The sequence below is a fragment of the Rhodanobacter sp. FW104-R8 genome (genome assembly GCF_001617365.1).
In the GTDB taxonomy this organism is placed as follows: domain Bacteria; phylum Pseudomonadota; class Gammaproteobacteria; order Xanthomonadales; family Rhodanobacteraceae; genus Rhodanobacter.
The window spans coordinates 24,201-43,201 of the sequence record NZ_LVJR01000017.1; the positions used below are offsets into that span (position 1 = coordinate 24,201).

Sequence of the window (19,001 nt, forward strand, 5' to 3'; positions counted from 1 at the left end):
CACCGGCCGCCCGCTTTTGCGAATCCCGAATCCCGAATCCCCGCTTTCAACAGACGAATGTCTGGTCATCCCGGCTCTCATCGCTGCGCCACCGCATCGACCACGCGCACCTCGCCGGTCAGCCACGCCACGTTGACGTGCCATTCGCGCCGGCCGCTGCGCAGGGTGATGCGCCCGCCGGTGGAGCTGCCGTCGGGGAAGAAGCGGATGCGGCCGGTGTGGTCGTTCGGCTGGTCCTGCTTCGCGCTGGTGATGCTCACGCGCAGGCCCTTCGGCAGACGCACGCCATGCCGCTTCGCGTCGTCGTAGCTGTTCGCGCGGGTGTCCACGTCGAAATGCTGCTCCTCGCCGCGCACGATCGCCTGCACGCGGGTCGCCCGCAGCGCGCCGGCCAGCTCGCTGCCGGCCGCGCGTGCGCGCGCGCTGGCCAGGCCCTGGGTCACCGCGATCGACACCGCCGCCGCGGCAATCCCGATCAACAGGATCACTGCGAGCATTTCCAGCAGGGTGAAGCCGGCGGCGCGCCGCCGGCCGGGATTCGGGATTGGGGATTGGGGATTCAGTAGAGCGCACCAGGCAAGTGCGGGGGCGCCCGTTCTTGCCGGATCCGAATCCCGTCGCTCACCGAATCCCGGCTTCATTGCCAGTTGCCCACGTCCTTGCTGTAGCCGTCGCCGCCGGGCTTGCCGTCCTGGCCGTAGAAGATTAGGTCGAAGCTGCCGTGCTCGCCCGGGTACTGGTAGCCGAAGGCGTGGCCCCAGGGATCCTTCAGGTCGGACTCCTTCGCGTACGGGCCCTGCCAGTTCGGCGCGTTCGCCGGCTTCGTCACCAGCCCTTCCAGCTGTGGCGGCGGCGCGCCGTTGTCCAGCGCGTAGTTCTCGATCTTCTGGTTCAGCGTCATCAGCTGCGCCTTGCCGGCGCCGTACTTGCCCTTGTCCACGTTCTTGCCGACCTGGGTCACCACCACCGCGCCGATGATGCCGATCAGCACGATCACCGCGAGCATTTCGAGCAGGGTGAAACCGGCGTTCGAGCCGATACGTCGTGGTTGCCTTTGCCGCATGGGGATCACCTCGAATGTGCGAATGGAATGTCTATTGGATATTGCTGGTGAGGCTGAGCAGCGGCAGCAGGATCGCGGCCATGATGATCGCCACCAGCACGGTCATCACGATGGTCAGCGCAGGCACCAGCGCCGCCAGCAGGCGGTCGATCGCGCGCCTGGACTCGAGTTCGAAGGTGTCGGCGACTTTCAGCAGCATGGTGTCGAGCTGGCCGGCTTCCTCGCCGACTTGCACCATCTGCATCGCCAGCCGCGGGAACAGCTTCGACTGGCCCAGCGCCAGGCTCAGCCCGGCGCCGCCCTTGACCTGTTCGTGCGCCGCCTCCAGCGCCGCGTCCAGCGCGCGGTTGCCGGTGACCTGGCGCGCGATGGTCAACGCGCTCAGCAACGGTACGCCGTTCTTCAGCAAGGTACCCAGCGTGCGCGCGATCCGCGCGGTTTCCACCTTCAGCAGCAGCGGGCCGACCAGGCGCAGCCGCAGCAGCCGGGCATGCCAGGCCAGCCGCATCGCCGGATCGCGCAACCGCGCGCGCCAGGCGAACAGGCCGCCGCCGAGCAGCAGCAGGATCAGCCACCACCACGCTTGCAGCGCGTTGCCCAGCGCCAGCACCGCGGCGGTGATCCACGGGATCGGCACCTGCATGTCCTCGAAGATCGGCACGAACTGCGGCACCACGTAGGCCAGCAGCAGCACCAGCGAGCCGAGCACGCCGGCCAGCAGGAAGGCCGGATAGATCAGCGCATTGACGATGCTGCCGCGCAGCTGCTGCGCGCGCTCCAGGTAATCGGCCAGCCGGCGCAGCGTCTCTTCCAGCGAACCGCCCGCCTCGCCGGCGCGCACCAGGCTGACGTACAGCTTGGGGAACACGCCATGCTCCTCGTCCAGCGCCGAGGACAGGCTGTTGCCGCCGCGCACGCGGTCGCGCACGCGCTCGACGAGCTTCTTCGCGTGCTCGCCCTCGGGCAAGTCGAGCAGGATGCCCAGCGCGCGGTCCAGCGGCTGGCCGGCGCCGAGCAGGGTCGCCAGCTGATGGGTGAACTGGGCCAGCTGGTCGCCGCTGAACGGACCGCGCTTGAACAGCGCGGCGAAGCCGCCGCCACCGCCCGCACCGTCGGCCGGCAACGCTTCCAACGGCGTATGGCCCTGGTCCTGCAGGCGGCCGATCACTTCCTCGACGCTGGCGGCTTCCATCTGGCCCTGCAGGACTTCGCCGGCTTCGCTGACGGCTTTGTATTGGAACTGGCTCATGCGACCAAACCGCGCACTTCGACCCCTCTCCCGCTGGCGACCCAAAGGGAGTCCCCTTGCGGGTGAGAGGGATGAGGGTTCCGGCACGGCGCAACGCCACACTCCGCCCGGACCCTCATCCGCCCTTCGGGCACCTTCTCCCAAAGGGAGAAGGGATGGAGCGCCTCAGCCCTCCTGCGTGACACGCAGCACCTCCTCCAGCGTGGTGACGCCGGCGAGCGACTTGGCGATGCCGTCCTCGTACATGGTGCGCATGCCCTCGGCGCGCGCCTGCTTCTCGATCTCGCCGGCGTCGGCCTTCTGCATCACCAGGCGGCGCAGCGGGTCGCTCATCACCAGGAACTCCATAATCGCCTGGCGGCCGCGGTAGCCGCTGGGATTCGCCGTGCTGGAACCGGGCTTCCACAGCCGGATCGGCTTGCCGTCCGCGTACTTCTCCAGCTCGAACTGGGCGATCACCTCGGGCGAGGGCTCATATGGCACCGCCGTCGCCGGATCGAGCCGGCGCACCAGCCGCTGCGCCAGGATGCCGTTGACAGTGGAGCCGAGCAGGTAATCCTCCACGCCCATGTCGAGCAGGCGGGTGATGCCGCCGGCGGCGGAGTTGGTGTGCAGGGTGGACAGCACCAGGTGGCCGGTGAGCGCGGACTGGATCGCGATGCGGCAGGTTTCCAGGTCGCGCATCTCGCCGATCATGATCACGTCCGGGTCCTGGCGCACGATCGAGCGCAGCGCGCCGGCGAAATCCAGCCCGATCTGCGGCTTCACCTGGATCTGGTTGATGCCCTCGATCTGGTACTCGACCGGGTCCTCGACGGTGATGATCTTCACGTCGGGCGTGTTGATCCGCGACAGCGCGGTGTACAGCGTGGTGGTCTTGCCCGAGCCGGTGGGGCCGGTCACCAGCAGGATCCCGTGCGGCCGGTTGAGCACCTCGACGAAGCGCGACTGGAAGCTGTCGGTGAAGCCCAGCGAGGCGAAGTCGAACACCACCGATTCGCGGTCGAGGATGCGCATCACCACCGACTCGCCGAAGCTGGTCGGCACGGTGGACACACGCAGGTCCAGCTCCTTGCCCTGCACGCGCAGCTGGATGCGGCCGTCCTGCGGCAGCCGGCGCTCGGCGATGTTCAGCCGCGCCATGATCTTCACGCGCGAGATCACCGCGGCGGTGGACGACGACGGCGGCGCCTCCACCTCGTGCAGCACACCGTCGATGCGGTAACGCACCTTCAGCCGGTTCTCGAACGGCTCGATGTGCACGTCCGACGCGCGCTGCTCGACCGCGCGCTGCAGGATCAGGTTGACCAGCCGGATGACGGGAGCCTCGGAGGCGAGGTCGCGCAGGTGCTCGACGTCGTCCTCTTCCGCCGCACTGCCGTCGAGGTTCTCCACGATCGTGCCCATCGCCGAGCGGCCGGAACCGTAATAGCGCTCGATCAGCCCGTCGATCTCCGAGCGCAGGCCCACGCGCAGCGCCACCGGCCGCCCGGCGGCCAGCTCCACCGCCTGCAGCGGATACGGATCGGCCGGGTCGGCCACGATCAGCGCCAGCCCGTGCTCGCCATCCTGCACCGGCACCACGTGCTGCTGTTTCAGGAAGCGCAGCGACAGCTCCAGCTCGGCCGGCGGCAGTTCCGGCGCATCGCGCGCGGCCAGCAGCGGCACCTGCAGCAGTTCGGCCCAGGCCTCGGCCAGGTCGCGCTCGGAAACCAGGCCCAGCCGCGCCATCAGCGTGGTCAGCGTGCCCTCCGCCGATTCCTCGTGCAGCCGGCGCGCGCGGACGAGGTCGCCGTCCTTCAGGCGGCCGCGCGCGACCAGCCACGCGCAGACTTCCGCCTCGCGGTCATCCACGACCCGACCCGACCCGCCGACCGCCGGCTCGATCACTGCCGACATCCTCCACCCCGCTCGATATCTGCGAAAAGCCGCCGGCGCTCCCCGGCGGCGAAACGGCAAGCACCATAGTTAGCACATCCGGCCGGCGGCGGGTGAACGCGGCCCGCCGCCGGCCGCCACGGCGGCACAAACGTCCATTGTGAGGCCTGCGCCCGCAGCGTTGGACCTCCGTGGCCTAGGAAAATTTCCTGTGCCGCCGCCGGCGTGACCCGGGTCGCAGGCTCGCGCCGCGCCCGCGGCCGGCCGTGCGTTTGCGCCACCGCCGGGGTCTGGGACAATGCCGCTTTCGATGACCGGCCAGACCATGCAGCTGCTCGATATCGGCGCCAACCTCACCCACGAGTCGTTCCGCCACGACCTCGACGCCGTGCTGCAGCGCGCGCAGGCGCACGGCGTGGGCCGGATGGTCGTCACCGGCGCCTCGCGCGACGGCAGCGAACATGCGCTGGCGCTGGCCCAGGCGCATCCCGGCACGCTGTACGCCACCGCCGGCGTGCACCCGCACCACGCGGTCGACTACGACGACGCCACCGAGGCGGCGTTGCGCGAACTGGCGGCGCAGCCGCAGGTGCGCGCGGTCGGCGAGACCGGGCTGGACTACCACCGCAACTACTCGCCGCGCGAGGTGCAGCTGGCGGTATTCGAACGCCAGCTGGCGATCGCCGCGGACGTGGGCAAGCCGCTGTTCCTGCACCAGCGCGACGCGCACGGTGATTTCGTCGCCCTGCTCCGGCGCTGGCGCGACCGGGTGCCCGCCGCGGTGGTGCACTGCTTCACCGACACCGGCGAGGCGCTTGCCGACTACCTCGCGCTGGACTGCCACATCGGCATCACCGGCTGGATCTGCGACGAGCGCCGCGGCACCCACCTGCGCGAACTGGTGCGCACGATCCCGGCGAACCGGCTGATGCTCGAGACCGACGCGCCGTACCTGCTGCCGCGCACGGTGCGCCCGCCGCCCAGCCACCGGCGCAACGAGCCGATGTACCTGAAGCACATCTGCGAGGAAGTCGCCCGCGACCGCGGCGAGAGCGCGGAAGTCACCGCGGCAAACAGCACCGCGACGGCGCTGGCGTTCTTCGGCCTGGCCGGAGCGGCCTGAGCGCTACTCTACCCGTCCCGCCCGAGCGAAGAACGGCCAGCGCACCGCGCGCACCCGTTCGGGATCGCCCCAGGCCGCGGCCAGCGCGGGCGCGGCCGCCTGCACCGCGTCGCGGCCGGTGCGCTTCTGGTGCCGCTGCGCGGCCGACCACGAATGCAGGTAGGCGAGGAACTGCGCGAGGTTCCAGTCCGCGCGCATCATGAAGCTGGGCGCCTCCACCGGCGCGAACGGGAACGGCAAGTCGCGGTAGCCGGTTTCCACCAGCGTGCGCTCGGGCGGCCAGTCCGGGCCCAGCATGTCGTGGTGGAGCTGGCGCTCCACCGCATCGACCGCGCGGCTCACGCTGCAGTTGCCGTAGGCGCTGATCGCCAGCAGCGCGCCGGGTTTCGCCACGCGGCGCACCTCGGCGTGGAACGCGTCGAGGTCGAACCAGTGCAGCGCCTGCGACACGCCGACCAGGCTCACGCTGCCCGCGGCGAGGCTGCTGCGTTCGGCCGGCTCGGTACGGTAGTCGATGCGCGGATGCGGCGCGGCCTGCGCGATCTGCGTGGCGCTGGGATCGGTGGCGACCACGCGCTCGAAGTGCGCGGCCAACCCCAGGCTGGCCTGGCCGTTGCCGCAGCCGGCGTCCCAGGCCAGCGCGAGGTCGGGCGCCTGCGCCGCCAGCCAGTCGAACCAGTCGGCGGGCGGCAGCGGGCGGGCGTCGCGGTAAAGCGCAGCGTGGCCGGAGAAGTGGTCCTTGAACTCCATCTAGGAACTCCGTGGGAACGGGTTTCGCGATTATCGCGCCTCAACCCACCACCCGCGTCTCGCCGGACGCGAGGCCGTCCAGCGCATGCTCGCCGATGCGCACGCGGATCAGCCGCAGGGTGGGAAAGCCCACCGCGGCGGTCATCCGGCGCACCTGGCGGTTGCGGCCCTCGCGCAGGGTGAGCGTGAGCCAGCTGGTGGGAATGGCCTTGCGGAAGCGCACCGGCGGGTCGCGCGGCCACAGCCAGTCCGGCTCGGCGGCGAAGGCGGCCTCGGCCGGCAGGGTCGGGCCGTCGTTCAGCACCACGCCCCGGCGCAGCGCGGCGACCGCCGCCTCGTCGATCGCGCCCTCGACCTGCACCAGGTAGGTCTTGGCCTCCTTGTGGCGCGGGTCGGTGAGCCGGTGCGCAAGCGCGCCGTCGTCGGTGAGCAGCAGCAGGCCCTCACTGTCGTGGTCCAGCCGGCCCGCCGCATACACGCCCTTCTGCCGCACGTAGCCGGCCAGCGTGGGGCGGCCGCGATCGTCGGTGAACTGGCACAGCACGCCGTACGGCTTGTTCAGCGCGATCAGCATGGCGCCGCTTCGGCTCAGGGCGTGGAGGCCGTCGCCGGCGCCGGCGCCGCGGGCTTCACGAAGCGCAGGGTCATCCGGTCGGACTCGCCGATCGCCTGGTACTTCACCTTGTCCTGCTCGCCCAGGGTGAGCGTGGGCGGCAGCGTCCACACGCCCTTCGGATAGTCCTTGGTGTCCTTCGGGTTGGCGTTGATGTCGCTGCTCTCGTCCAGCACGAAGCCGGCCTCGCCAGCCAGCTTCACCACGTAGCGGGTGGGCAGGTAGCCGCTCGACTTCACCCCCTCCAGCGTGGCGCCGTCGTCGGCGCGATGGTCGACCACGCCCAGCACGCCGCCGGGTTTCAGCACCGCGAAGAACGCCTTGAACATCGCCGGCGCGGTCCCCGCCACCGCCCAGTTGTGCACGTTGCGGAAGGTCAGCACCAGGTCGGCCGAGCCGGGCGGCCCGAGCACCGGCGCCTTCGGGTCGAACGTGACGATCGCCGCCTTGCCGTAGTGCGCCGGGTCGGCGGCGAATTTGCGGCGCAGCGCGCTGTCGTCGCTGCGCGCCTCGGCGTCGGCGGCGGGCGCCTTCTCCGCCGCGACGTAGCGGCCGTTGTCGCGCAGCAGCGGCGCCAGGATCTCGGCGTACCAGCCGCCGCCGGGGGTGATCTCGATCACCGTGAAGTCCGGCCGCACGCCGAAGAACTGCAAGGTGGCCTTGGGGTGGCGGTAGACGTCGCGGGCGCGGTTCGCCGCCGAACGCCAGCTGCCGGCCAGCACGCCGTCCAGCTGCGAGGCGGTGAAGTCGCGGGCGCTGGTCGGCGGCACCAGCACGTCGGTCGGCTGGTCCGGCTGGGCCGAGGCGACGGGTACCGCCTGGGCAGCGGCCGCCGGCCCCGCCAGGCAGGCCGCCAGCAACATGGCCGCCACGAGGTTTGCCAACCCCGTCCTGGCCGCTTGTGTCCCATGATTCATGAATAACTCCTTGGCATGGTGGCCGCCCGGACCCGCCGCACTATCGCGCAACCCTTGTGCAGGCCCGGTAGACGATTCAGAACGGCCGCGGGCAGACCGACTGCAGGCCGTCGATGTGTTCGTGCAGGTCCGGCGCGATGCCCTGCCACATCGGGTCGAGGATGAAGTCGATGCCCTCGTAGCGGGCCAGCTTCGCGGCCGGGATGAAATCCGCATCGCCGGCGACCAGGATGATCTGGTCGACCAGCTTCTTGTAGGTCAGCGCGGCGATGTCGATGCCGATCTTCATGTCGACCTGGGTCTGCCGCATGTCCGGCTCGAAGTGCTCGTCGCCCAGCGCGTCCCAGTGCAGGCTGCCCTCGCGCAGCTGCTGGTAGGTGCCGCGCTTCAGCTGCCACTCGCCGCGCTCGGCCAGCCGGCCCAGCCGCAGCGCCATCTTGCGCTGCCGGCGCAGCTGGTCGTGCAGCTCGCGGCGGAACGCGGCGGCGCCAGTGCGGCCGAAGTCGATGCTGTCGCCGCTGATCGGCTTGACGAAGCTCTTTTCCAGCGGCGGGCAATCGTAGAAGTAGATGCGGTAGAGCTGGTCGCGCGGGCGGTCCACCGCCTTCAGGTGTTCCAGCGCCATGCCGAACAGGGTCTTCGCCACCGCGCGCGCATCGCCGGCATCGCGCTCCCCGTACACCTTGCGGTAGCGGGCAAGGAAGAAGGCGCCGTCGACGAGGATGGCGGTGCGGTTCATCGGACAACCTTATGGATGTGCTGGCATGGAAAGAAGGAATGAACGCCGCCAGCAGAATGGGGCCGGCGGCGCGTGCCTATTCTAGAGCCTCATCCGCACCGCGGGACACCGCTCTTGCAGGGCGGGCACCGCCCGCCGATTCCCGGCAGGAGCGGCGGGCCGTGCCCGCCCTGCGCCAGCCGTTTCGGCATCGCGTCTTCAGTAGCGGATCACCGAGCGGATCACCTTGCCCTGGTGCATCAGCTCGAACGCCTCGTTGATGCGCTCCAGCGGCAGCACCTCGGTGATCATCTCGTCGATCCTGATCTCGCCGGCCAGGTAGCGCTCGACGTAGCCGGGCAGCTGCGAGCGACCCTTCACCCCGCCGAACGCCGAGCCGCGCCAAACCCGGCCGGTGACCAGCTGGAACGGCCGCGTGCTGATCTCCTGCCCCGCGCCGGCCACGCCGATGATGATCGACTCGCCCCAGCCCTTATGGCAGCACTCCAGCGCCGAGCGCATCACCTGCACGTTGCCGATGCACTCGAACGAATAGTCCACGCCGCCGTCGGTGAGTTCGACGATGACCTGCTGGATCGGCGTGTCCGGATAGTCCTTCGGGTTGATGAAGTCCGTCGCGCCGAGCAGCTTCGCCATCTCGAACTTCGCCGGGTTGCTGTCGACCACCACGATGCGCCCGGCCTTCGCCATCACCGCGCCCTGCACCACCGACAAGCCGATGCCGCCCATGCCGAATACCGCCACCGATGCGCCCGGCTCGACCTTGGCCGTGTTCAGCACCGCGCCGATGCCGGTGGTGATGCCGCAGCCGAGCAGGCACACCTTGTCCAGCGGCGCGGCGGGGTTGATCTTCGCCAGCGAGATCTCCGGCAGCACGGTGTATTCGCTGAACGTGCTGGTACCCATGTAGTGCAGCAGCGGCTTGCCGTTGAGCGAGAAGCGCGAGGTGCCGTCCGGCATCAGGCCCTGGCCCTGGGTGGCGCGGATCTTCTGGCACAGGTTGGTCTTGCCGGAGCGGCAGAACTTGCACTCGCCGCACTCGGGCGTGTACAGCGGGATCACGTGGTCGCCCACCTTCATCGAGGTGACGCCTTCGCCCACTTCCTCCACGATGCCGCCGCCCTCGTGGCCGAGGATCACCGGGAACTGTCCTTCCGGGTCGGCGCCGGACAGGGTGAACGCGTCGGTGTGGCACACGCCGGTGGCGACGATGCGCACCAGCACTTCGCCGGCCTTCGGCCCGGCCACGTCGACCTGTTCGATGCTGAGCGGCTGGCCTGCGGCCCAGGCGACGGCGGCGCGTGATTTCATGATGCGGACTCCTCGGGGTGATGCGGCGGCATGTAACCGCCTATGGTAACTGCCCCCTCGCCAGGCGCCAGCCGGCGCGGCCGGATCAGTCGATCGTCATGCCCGAGCCCAGCGCCGGCATCTGCCGGCAGTAATCGTCCGCCTCGGCCAGCAGCCACTCGCGGAACGCCTGCATGCCGCGGTGCTCCAGCGAGCGCGGCGGATACACCAGCCAGTACGCCTCCGCTACCGGCATGTACTCGTCGCCCAGCACCTGCAGCCGGCCGGCATCGATCAGCGATTTCGAGGTCACCATGCGCCCCAGCGCCACGCCGAGGCCCTCCAGCGCGGCGTGGCGCAGCGCATCGAGGCTGTCGAACTGCGCCACGTAGCGCGTCGGCCGGGTGCCGCCATAGCGGGTGAACCAGTCGTGCCAGCGCGTGGAGGGGGTCGGCTCGCCGAGCAGCGGCCAGCGCGACAAATCGCGCGGGTCGGCATCGCCCATCCGCGCCACCAGCGCGGGCGCGGCGACCGGCGCGATCCACTCGCCAAACAGCCGCTCGCTGTGCAGGCCCGCCCATTCGCCGCGGCCGTAACGCAGGCCCACGTCCACCGGTTCGAGCGCGAAATCCACCAGGGTCGAACTGGACTGCAGGCTGAGCTCCAGGTCCGGATGGGCCGCGACCAGCCGCGGCAGCCGCGGCACCAGCCAGCTCGACATGATGCCGGGGCTGGCGCTGAGCGTCAGCCCATCGTGGTGGCGGGTGTGATAGCGCGCCAGCGCGTGCTCGATACCGTCGAAATGCTCGCCCACCGCCTCGAGCAGGTGGCGGCCGTCGACGGTCAGCTTCACGCCGCGCGGACCGCGCTCGAACAGGCGCCGCTCCAGGCGCTCCTCCAGCTGGCGCATCTGGTGGCTCAAGGCGCTGACGGTGAGGTTGGCCTGCGCCGCGGCGTGCGACAGGTTGCCTTGCCGGGCGACCAGCACGAACTGCTGCAACAGGCCCAGCGGCAACTTTCCCATCTTGAATATCCCTCAAGTCTGGCTTGCGAATATATCGCTTTTTGGCGGCCTTCCGCGTGTGTACCTTGAGCACTCCCCAAGTCCAAGGCTCCACTTCAGGAGGCTTCCCCCCATGAACTCGCTCTGGAAAGACCTGCTGTTCCTGCACGGCCACATCACCCATGTCGACCCGGACTGGCTGCCCGATGCGAGCAGCAACAAGGATCGACCCGAGCCTCCCGCCAAAAAGGTCAAGGCGATCGTGGCGACGTGCTGCGCGGCAACCTGGCCGCGGCTGGTCCAGCCACGCTGACCCTGGGGCGACCGCCGGCGCTTGATTCCGGCGCCGGCCGCAACCACCTCGGACGGGGTATCCCCAACCCCGTTCGAGGTTTTCCATGCAGCAGCGCCCGCTCGGCCACTCGCCGCTTTCCATCGCCCCGCTTGCCTTCGGCGGCAACGTGTTCGGCTGGAGCGCCGACGAGAAGCGCTCGTTCGAGCTGCTCGACGCCTTCGTCGACGCCGGCGGCAACCTCATCGACACCGCGGACGTCTATTCGGCGTGGGTGCCCGGCAACCGCGGCGGCGAGTCGGAAACCATCATCGGCAAGTGGCTGAAGAAGAGCGGCAAGCGCGAGCAGGTGGTGCTCGCCACCAAGGTGTCCAAGTGGGCCGAACACCCCGGCCTGTCGCCGGTGAACATCCGCCAGGCGGTGGACGGCTCGCTGAAGCGTCTGCAGGTCGACTGCATCGACCTGTACCAGGCACACGACGACGACGCCAGCGTGTCGATGGAGGACACCCTGGGCGAGTTCGCCCGGTTGATCGAGGCCGGCAAGGTGCGCGCGATCGGCGCCTCCAACTTCAGCGCCGCACGCTTCGCCGACGCGCTCGCCGTATCGAAGCGGCACGGCCTGCCGCGCTACGAGAGCCTGCAGCCGGAATACAACCTGGTCAGCCGCGCCGGCTACGAGCAGGAGCTGGAGCCGCTGATCCGCCGCGAGCACGTCGGCGTGATCAGCTACTACGCGCTGGCCAGCGGCTTCCTCAGCGGCAAGTACCGCAGCGCGGCCGACCTGGCCAAGAGCCGCGCGCGCGGCGGCGCAGTGAAGAAGTACCTCAACCCGCACGGCCTGCAGGTGCTCGACGTACTCGACGCGGTGGCCGCCGCGCATCGCGCCACCCCGGCGCAGGTCGCGCTGGCCTGGCTGATCGCCCGGCCCGGCCTCACCGCGCCGATCGTCAGCGCCACCAGCGTGGAGCAGCTGCGCGAACTGCTCGGCGCCACTTCATTGCAGCTGAGCGACAACGAGATCGCGCAACTGGACCTGGCCAGCGCCTGACCATTCGTAGGGCGGGCACCGCCCGCCGCTCCTCATTACCGCACCATGCGAAGCAAGAGCCGGCGGGCCGTGCCCGCCCTACGAAAAGTGGCTCACTCCGGCGCGTCGACCTGGTAGCCCTCGGCCTGCAGCGCGGCCAGGTAGCCATCCGGCTTCAGCAGCTCGTCCATCGGCAACAAGGCGAAGGTCTGCGCGTTGCCGGCCAGCGCCTTGCGCGCGGCGGCCAGCCATGTCGCGCGCTGCTTCGCCGGCACGTCGTCGAGGCCGAGCGTCTGCGCGAAGCCGGCGCCGGCGACCGCCGCCACGCAGGCATCGTGGCGATCGCTGTCGGGCAACTCGCGCAGCGCCTGCAGGTCGCCGGTGGCCCAGGCGTTGGCGCGCGCGGTCATCGCCGGCATGTCGTGCTCGACGCTGTCCAGGGTGCGGATGAAGCAGGTGGTGTCGCGCGGCGCGGCCTGCTTGAACGCCTTGATCGCCGCGCGCGGGTGCTCGATCAGCACGTGGTAGTCGGTCGGCAGTTCCGGCACGCCGCTGCGTTTGGCCAGCTCGTCCACGCTCGCCTCGACCCCGCCGGAGCGGCTCAGCCCGTTCGCCTTCAGCGCCTTCTTGTACAGCTCCTGCGCGGCGAACAGTGGCCGCCAGCGCTCGACGCCGCGGTCGTCGCCCAGGTACTTCAGCTTCAGCACCTGCCAGCGTGCATACACCGGCGGCGGCAGCACCTGCTGCAGGGTCGCGCCGTCATCGTTCTTGCGCGCACTGTAGGCCGAAGGCAGCAGGAACAGCTTGCCGAGGAAGCCGACGTCGGCCTTCAGCTGCACCGAGGGCTCCCGCAGCACCTGCTGCGAGGCGCCGAGCACCTGCTCCACCTCGCGCGATTGCCACTGCATGGCGCGCGGCAGCGGCGACAGCGTGCCGAGCACCCACATCACGTGCCCGTCCTTCGATACCTTCCACAGGCCGGGCCCGGGCTGCACGCCGCTCACCACCACCACGGGCAGGTTGGCCACCTCGGGAGGCGGCGCGGCGGCCGATTGCGCAAACGCCGGCGGCATGCCGCCCAGCGCGAACAGGAAAGCCACGTGCAACAGACGCATCGGATCGCTCCATGCCAAACGCCGGGCATTGTGGCAGGCCGATCCTGAGCCGCAGATGGCCGGCGACATGCACATCGGCATCGCACACGAGACGGGGCGCCTTGCGACGCCCCGTCTCGTGTGCGGCCATTGCCTCAGCGCGTCATGCCCCCAGCAGGGCCAGCGCGGCGTTGAACGTCGCGCTGGGACGCATCGCTGCGCTCACCCGTGCCATGTCCGGGTGGTAGTAGCCGCCGATGTCGACCGGCTTGCCCTGCACGCGCACCAGTTCGTCGACGATGGCCGCCTCGCTCCCGGTCAGCGCCTTCGCCAGCGGAGCGAACTTCGCCTTCAGCGCGGCGTTCACGTCCTGCGAGGCCAGCGCCTGCGCCCAGTACAGCGCCAGGTAGAAATGGCTGCCGCGGTTGTCGATGCCGCCGACCTTGCGCGAGGGCGACTTGTCGGTGTCGAGGAACTTGCCGTTGGCCTGGTCCAGCGTCTTCGCCAGCACGTCCACCTCGGCGTTGCCGTGGCGGCTGCCCATGAACTCCAGCGAGGCGGCCAGCGCGAGGAACTCGCCCAGCGAATCCCAGCGCAGGTAGTTCTCTTCCAGGAACTGCTGCACGTGCTTCGGCGCGGAGCCGCCGGCGCCGGTCTCGAACAGGCCGCCGCCGGCCATCAGCGGCACGATCGACAGCATCTTCGCGCTGGTGCCCAGCTCCATGATCGGGAACAGGTCGGTGAGGTAGTCGCGCAGCACGTTGCCGGTGACCGAGATGGTATCCAGGCCCTGGCGGATGCGCTCCAGTGAGAATTTCGTCGCCGCCACCGGATCCATGATGCGGATGTCGAGGCCGCTGGTGTCGTAGTCCTTCAGGCAGCGCTCGACCTTGGCGATCACCTGGCGGTCGTGCGCGCGCTGCGGGTCCAGCCAGAACACCGCCGGCGTGTGCCGCGCGCGGCCCACCGCCAGCTTCACCCAGTCCTGCACCGGCGCGTCCTTGGTCTGGCACATGCGCCAGATGTCGCCAGCTTCCACGTCGTGCTGCAGCAGCACCTTGCCGGCCTCGTCGAGCACCTTGACCACGCCGTCGCCGGCGACCTGGAAGGTCTTGTCGTGCGAGCCGTATTCCTCGGCCGCCTGCGCCATCAAGCCCACGTTCGGCACGCTGCCCATGGTGGCCGGGTCGAACGCACCGTGCGCCTTGCAGTCCTCGATCACCGCCTGGTAGACGTCGGCGTAGCAGCGGTCGGGGATCACCGCCTTGACGTCCTGCAGCTGGCCTTGCGCGTTCCACATCTTGCCGGAGTCGCGGATCATCGCCGGCATCGACGCATCGACGATCACGTCGCTGGGCACGTGCAGGTTGGTGATGCCCTTGTCCGAGTTGACCATCGCCACGCCCGGGCGCTGCGCGTACTCGGCGTCCATGTCGGCCTTGATCGCCGCCTGCTGTGCTTCCGGCAGCAAACCGAGGCGCGCGTACAGGTCGCCGATGCCGTTGTTCGGATTGAAGCCGACCTGCTTCAGCGCCGCGGCGTGCTTCGCCAGCACGTCCTTGTAGAACTCGCCCACCGCCACGCCGAACATGATCGGGTCGGACACCTTCATCATGGTGGCCTTCAGGTGCAGCGAGAACAGCACGCCCTGCCGCTTCGCGTCCGCGATCTGCGCGTCGATGAAGCCGGCCAGCGCGCGCCGGCTCATCACCGCGGCGTCGATGATCTCGCCGGCGAGCAGTGCGGTTTTCGCCTTCAGTACGCTGTGGCTGCCGTCCTTGCCGAACCACTCGATGCTGACGTTGCCGGCCTGCTCGACCAGCGCGGACTGCTCGCTGCCGTAGAAGTCGCCGCCGTCCATGTGCGCCACGTGGGTCTGCGAATCCCTGCTCCACGCACCCATCTTGTGCGGGTGCTTGCGCGCGTAGTTCTTCACCGAGGCCGGCGCGCGGCGGTCGGAATTGCCCTCGCGCAGCACCGGGTTCACCGCGCTGCCCTTGACCTTGTCGTAGCGCGCCTTGACGTCCTTCTCGTGCGCGTCCTTCGGCTCGTCCGGGTAATCCGGCAGCGCGTAGCCCTGGCCTTGCAGCTCCTTGATCGCCGCCTTCAGCTGCGGCATCGAGGCGCTGATGTTCGGCAACTTGATGATGTTCGCCTCCGGCGTGGTGGCGAGCTGACCGAGTTCGGCGAGATCGTCGGCGATGCGCTGCTCTGCCTTCAGCGCCTCGGGGAACAGCGCGATGATGCGCCCGGCCAGCGAGATGTCGCGCGTCTCCACCTTGACGCCCGCCGTGCCGACGAATGCGGCGACGATCGGCAGCAGCGAGGCGGTGGCGAGGAACGGGGCTTCGTCGGTCAGCGTGTAGATGATCTTGGGGGTCTGGGACATGGCGTGCGGGGATTCCCTGGCAAGGGCGGCAGAACCGCGGATGGCAATTCCTCATTGTCGCGCGAATACCGACATGGGGCCACCGACCAAGCGGTCCGCATGCCAGAATCGGTGTTTGCCGGACGCACCCGGATCATCGGCACATGCACGACGAATTCGCCCACCTGCTGCAACGCGCCGAGTGGCGCTCCAGCTTCGACGAACGCACGCTGGAACGCGCCCGCGCCTATGCCCGTGACGGCAGCGTGTCGAATCTGCACAGTCGCATCGAGGGCGACGCCCATGTGCTCACTGCGCAGATCGACGGCAGCCGCGGCGAGCGGTACGACTGCCGGGTGGACGTGAACGATCACGGCAAATGGCTCACCGTGGACACCGACTGCAGCTGCCCGGTGGGCGTCGACTGCAAACATGCCGCCGCCATGCTGATGGTGGCGGCCGGCGAGGGCACAGGGACGGCGAAGCCCACCGAACCGGCCTGGTTGAGCACACCGCGCGCCGGCACGGAAACGGCGGGCGCCAACGAGGGTTTGACGTCGTGGGAGCACTGGTTGCAGACGCTGCGGCCACCTGCCGGCAACCACGAAGCCGAACCGGAACGCCGCTTCGGCGTGATCTTGCGCGGAGACGGCATGTCGCCGATCGCGGGCCTGCTGGCCTACCCCGCCTGGCTGCGCCCGTCGAAGCAGCCGACCCGCAGCGGACTGGTCGACCCGCAACCGCTGCAGCTGGATAGCCGCCACGGCGCCGTTCCCACGCCGGCCGGCGGCTGGCCGGCCGCGGCGGCAGCCGCCCTGGTCACCCTGGTACAGCGCCAGTACGTGCCCGTCGGCAACCAGCGCTGGGCGCCGATCCGCGCCGCCCACGAGGAGCAGGCGCTGGAATATCTGCTGGCGCACTTCCCGGTCTGGTTTGAACGCGGATCCACACCGCTGCAGCGCGCCGAACCGCAACCGCTGCAGCTGTACTGGCAGGAATCCACCGACGGCAGCCAGCAACTGCGCGCGTGCGTGGCGGCCAGCGACGGCGTGCTGCTGCGCGGTGCCGGCCTGTGGCACGTGCAACCCGCGCAGGGTCGCTACAGCCGCGTGGATGGCGACCCGCATCTGCTGGACTGCCTGTCACACGCGCCCGTGCTGCAGCCTGCGCAGGTCGCCGCACTGCGCCAGCGGCTGCAGCGCGGCGACCTGCCCCGGACGCTGCCCAGCCCGATCGACCGCGGTCCGGCCCAGGTCGTGCGCGTGCCTCCGCAGCCAGTGCTGAACCTGCGCGCCGTCACGCTGAAAACCTGGTCCGGAAAATCACACGACATCGGCTTCGCGCGCCTGGACTTCGACTATGCGGGCCTCCGCCTGCCGCCGACCGACGGCAGGCGTGCGGTCGAACGGCGGCTGCACGACGGCCACCTGCAGGAGATCCATCGCGACCTGGCCGCCGAGCAACAGGCGGCCGGGCAACTGGAAAAGTTTGGCGCGTTGCGCCCCGGCCAGGCGCTGTACGAGTACCACCTGCACGGCCACGATGTCGCCGCCAACGACCGCGCGCTGCGTCCCCATCCGCGCAAGCCCCCGTTGGCGCCGCACGACTGGCGCGACACCATCGACCAGCTCGCCGCCGCCGGTTTTCGCATCGAGTACGAGCCCGGCTTCCCGCACGACGAACTGGTCGACATCGACGCCTGGCACGCCGACATCCAGACCAGCAGCAACGCCTGGTTCGACGTCTCGCTCGGCATCGACATCGGCGGCCAGCGCGTCGACCTGCTGCCGATATTGCGCCGCGTGCTGGCCGACCCGGCCTTTCCCCGCGTCGCCCCCGCACGCGAAAGCAAGGGCGCCGTCTGGCGCGTGATGGTGGACGAGAAACGCAGCGTCGAGATGCCGCTGGCGCGCCTGCGCGCGCTGATCGAGCCGCTGCTGGAATGGCTCGAAGGGGGCGAGGCGCTGCGCCTGCACCGCAGCCAGGCGCACCGCCTGCAGGCGCTGGCCGACGATGCTCAACTCAGCTGGCGCGGCGGCGAGGCGCTGCGCGTGCAATTGGATCTGCTCGATGGCGCCACGCGCAGCGCGAAGGCACCGAAAGGCTTCAAGGCCACCCTGCGCCCCTACCAGCGCGACGGCCTGGCCTGGCTGGATTTCCTCGGCGCAGCGGGCCTGGGCGGCATCCTCGCCGACGACATGGGGCTGGGCAAGACCGTGCAAGTGCTGGCGCACATCCTCGGCGAAAAGCAGCGCGGCCGACTGGCCGAGCCGGCGCTGGTGATCTGCCCCACCTCGCTGGTCGGCAACTGGCAGGCCGAGTCCGCGCGCTTCGCGCCTGCGCTGAACGTACTGGTGATCCACGGCGCCGACCGCGCCGATCGCTACGACGACATCGCCGCGCACGACCTGGTCATCACCACCTATCCGCTGCTGCCGCGCGACCGCGACAAACTGGTGGAAACACGTTTCGCCCTGCTGGTGCTGGACGAGGCACAGGCGATCAAGAACGCCGCCAGCCAGGCCGCCCAGGTGGTACGCGAGATCCCTGCCACGCGGCGGCTGGCGATGACCGGCACCCCGCTGGAAAACCACCTCGGCGAACTGTGGGCGCAGTTCGACGCGGTGGAACCGGGCCTGCTCGGCAGTCAGCGCCAGTTCGCCCGGCTGTACCGCACGCCGATCGAGAAGCGTCGCGACAACGAACGCCAGCAACGTCTTAACCGCCGCATCGGCCCGCTGCTGCTGCGCCGGCGCAAGGACGACGTGCTCACCGAGCTGCCACCCAAGAGCGAGATCGTGCGCACGCTGGAACTCGAAGGTGACCAGCGCGCGCTGTACGAAACCCTGCGCCTGGCCCAGCACCAGCGCGTGCAGCAGGTGGTGAAGGAACGCGGCCTGGCGCAGGCCGGCATCATCGTGCTCGACGCGCTGCTGAAACTGCGCCAGGCCTGCTGCGACCCGCGCCTGGTCAAGCTGCCCAGCGCGAAGAAGGTCGGGGCCAGCGCCAAGCTCGACGCCCTGCTCGAACTGCTCGACGGCCTGCTCGACGACGGCCGCCGCGTGCTGCTGTTCTCGCAGTTCACCGAGATGCTCGCGCTGATCGAAGCAGCACTCGCCAAACGCGGCATCGCCCACCAGACCCTCACCGGGCAGACCCCGGCGCGCGAACGCACCGCCCTGGTCAAGCGCTTCCAGCAAGGCAACGTGCCGCTGTTCCTGATCAGCCTGAAAGCCGGCGGCGTCGGCCTGAACCTCACCGCCGCCGACACCGTGATCCACTACGACCCGTGGTGGAACCCCGCGGTGGAAGCCCAGGCCACCGACCGCGCTCACCGCATCGGCCAGGACAAGCCGGTGTTCGTCTACAAGCTGATCGCCAGCGGCACAGTGGAAGAAAAGATCCAGGCTATGCAGGGCCGCAAGGCCGAGCTGGCGCACGCCGTGCTCGAAGGCGGCGGCGCCAGCACCAAGTTGCGCTTTGACGAGGATGACCTGCGCGAGCTGTTCGCACCGCTTTAGCTGCCACACCTGCGCCCCACATCGCACAACACCAGGGACAGCGCGCTCCCACCTGTGTGTTGACCAAGACG

Annotated in this window: 16 protein-coding genes; 4 read left to right on the forward strand and 12 right to left on the reverse strand. The window is 69.8% G+C overall.

The window, feature by feature from the left end; genetic code table 11:
* Window positions 1-77 precede the first annotated feature (77 nt).
* The 4 genes from RHOFW104R8_RS04210 to gspE all read right to left on the reverse strand — a co-directional run bounded on the left by RHOFW104R8_RS04210 (window position 78) and on the right by gspE (window position 4,211).
* Entirely contained in the window at window positions 78-545 is a 468-nt protein-coding gene (locus RHOFW104R8_RS04210; protein WP_255373128.1) for a GspH/FimT family pseudopilin, read from the reverse strand.
* A 92-nt stretch (window positions 546-637) separates the two neighbouring features.
* The gene (gspG, locus tag RHOFW104R8_RS04215; RefSeq protein WP_082823522.1) at window positions 638-1,063 is read right to left on the reverse strand and encodes a type II secretion system major pseudopilin GspG; all 426 of its coding nucleotides are present in this window, start codon (window positions 1,061-1,063) and stop codon (window positions 638-640) included.
* Between the two features lie 31 nt (window positions 1,064-1,094).
* Window positions 1,095-2,312, reverse strand: coding sequence for a type II secretion system inner membrane protein GspF (gene gspF / locus RHOFW104R8_RS04220; protein ID WP_068097537.1), 1,218 nt, complete (start codon window positions 2,310-2,312; stop codon window positions 1,095-1,097).
* Between the two features lie 165 nt (window positions 2,313-2,477).
* A complete protein-coding gene (gene gspE, locus RHOFW104R8_RS04225; protein WP_068097539.1) occupies window positions 2,478-4,211 on the reverse strand; it encodes a type II secretion system ATPase GspE in 1,734 nt (577 codons plus the stop codon).
* 304 nt (window positions 4,212-4,515) lie between these two features.
* Here gspE and RHOFW104R8_RS04230 point away from each other — a divergent pair, with 304 nt between their 5' ends.
* A complete protein-coding gene (locus RHOFW104R8_RS04230) occupies window positions 4,516-5,313 on the forward strand; it encodes a TatD family hydrolase (RefSeq protein WP_068097631.1) in 798 nt (265 codons plus the stop codon).
* Window positions 5,314-5,316: 3 nt separating this feature from the next.
* On the opposite strand, the gene RHOFW104R8_RS04235 is transcribed toward RHOFW104R8_RS04230, so the two are convergent.
* The 6 genes from RHOFW104R8_RS04235 to RHOFW104R8_RS04260 form a co-directional block, all read right to left on the reverse strand.
* Window positions 5,317-6,063, reverse strand: coding sequence for a class I SAM-dependent methyltransferase (locus RHOFW104R8_RS04235; protein ID WP_068097544.1), 747 nt, complete (start codon window positions 6,061-6,063; stop codon window positions 5,317-5,319).
* 40 nt (window positions 6,064-6,103) lie between these two features.
* A complete protein-coding gene (locus RHOFW104R8_RS04240; RefSeq protein ID WP_068097546.1) occupies window positions 6,104-6,637 on the reverse strand; it encodes a pseudouridine synthase in 534 nt (177 codons plus the stop codon).
* Window positions 6,638-6,651: 14 nt separating this feature from the next.
* Window positions 6,652-7,539, reverse strand: coding sequence for a class I SAM-dependent methyltransferase (locus RHOFW104R8_RS04245; RefSeq protein ID WP_153021773.1), 888 nt, complete (start codon window positions 7,537-7,539; stop codon window positions 6,652-6,654).
* 130 nt (window positions 7,540-7,669) lie between these two features.
* On the reverse strand, window positions 7,670-8,332 hold the full coding sequence (locus RHOFW104R8_RS04250) for an NYN domain-containing protein (protein WP_068097556.1): 663 nt from the start codon (window positions 8,330-8,332) through the stop codon (window positions 7,670-7,672).
* 198 nt (window positions 8,333-8,530) lie between these two features.
* Window positions 8,531-9,643, reverse strand: coding sequence for an S-(hydroxymethyl)glutathione dehydrogenase/class III alcohol dehydrogenase (locus tag RHOFW104R8_RS04255; protein ID WP_068097559.1), 1,113 nt, complete (start codon window positions 9,641-9,643; stop codon window positions 8,531-8,533).
* An 85-nt stretch (window positions 9,644-9,728) separates the two neighbouring features.
* Window positions 9,729-10,646 (reverse strand): LysR substrate-binding domain-containing protein, encoded by a 918-nt coding sequence (locus RHOFW104R8_RS04260; RefSeq protein ID WP_068097562.1) that lies wholly within the window; start codon window positions 10,644-10,646, stop codon window positions 9,729-9,731.
* 112 nt (window positions 10,647-10,758) lie between these two features.
* Here RHOFW104R8_RS04260 and RHOFW104R8_RS04265 point away from each other — a divergent pair, with 112 nt between their 5' ends.
* Both RHOFW104R8_RS04265 and RHOFW104R8_RS04270 read left to right on the forward strand, forming a co-directional pair.
* A complete protein-coding gene (locus RHOFW104R8_RS04265; protein ID WP_068097569.1) occupies window positions 10,759-10,938 on the forward strand; it encodes a hypothetical protein in 180 nt (59 codons plus the stop codon).
* An 85-nt stretch (window positions 10,939-11,023) separates the two neighbouring features.
* Window positions 11,024-11,968, forward strand: coding sequence for an aldo/keto reductase (locus tag RHOFW104R8_RS04270; RefSeq protein ID WP_068097572.1), 945 nt, complete (start codon window positions 11,024-11,026; stop codon window positions 11,966-11,968).
* Between the two features lie 92 nt (window positions 11,969-12,060).
* Here the strand turns inward: RHOFW104R8_RS04270 and RHOFW104R8_RS04275 are convergent, their stop codons facing one another.
* Together RHOFW104R8_RS04275 and RHOFW104R8_RS04280 are read right to left on the reverse strand one after the other, a co-directional pair.
* Window positions 12,061-13,062 carry a TraB/GumN family protein gene (locus RHOFW104R8_RS04275; RefSeq protein WP_068097577.1) on the reverse strand — a complete coding sequence of 334 codons (1,002 nt, stop codon included), beginning with the start codon at window positions 13,060-13,062 and terminating at the stop codon, window positions 12,061-12,063.
* A gap of 142 nt (window positions 13,063-13,204) precedes the next feature.
* Window positions 13,205-15,430 carry an NADP-dependent isocitrate dehydrogenase gene (locus tag RHOFW104R8_RS04280; protein ID WP_068097582.1) on the reverse strand — a complete coding sequence of 742 codons (2,226 nt, stop codon included), beginning with the start codon at window positions 15,428-15,430 and terminating at the stop codon, window positions 13,205-13,207.
* A gap of 143 nt (window positions 15,431-15,573) precedes the next feature.
* On the opposite strand from RHOFW104R8_RS04280, the gene RHOFW104R8_RS04285 reads away from it, so the two are divergent.
* Window positions 15,574-18,930, forward strand: coding sequence for a DEAD/DEAH box helicase (locus RHOFW104R8_RS04285; protein ID WP_068097583.1), 3,357 nt, complete (start codon window positions 15,574-15,576; stop codon window positions 18,928-18,930).
* The last annotated feature ends 71 nt before the right edge of the window (window positions 18,931-19,001 follow it).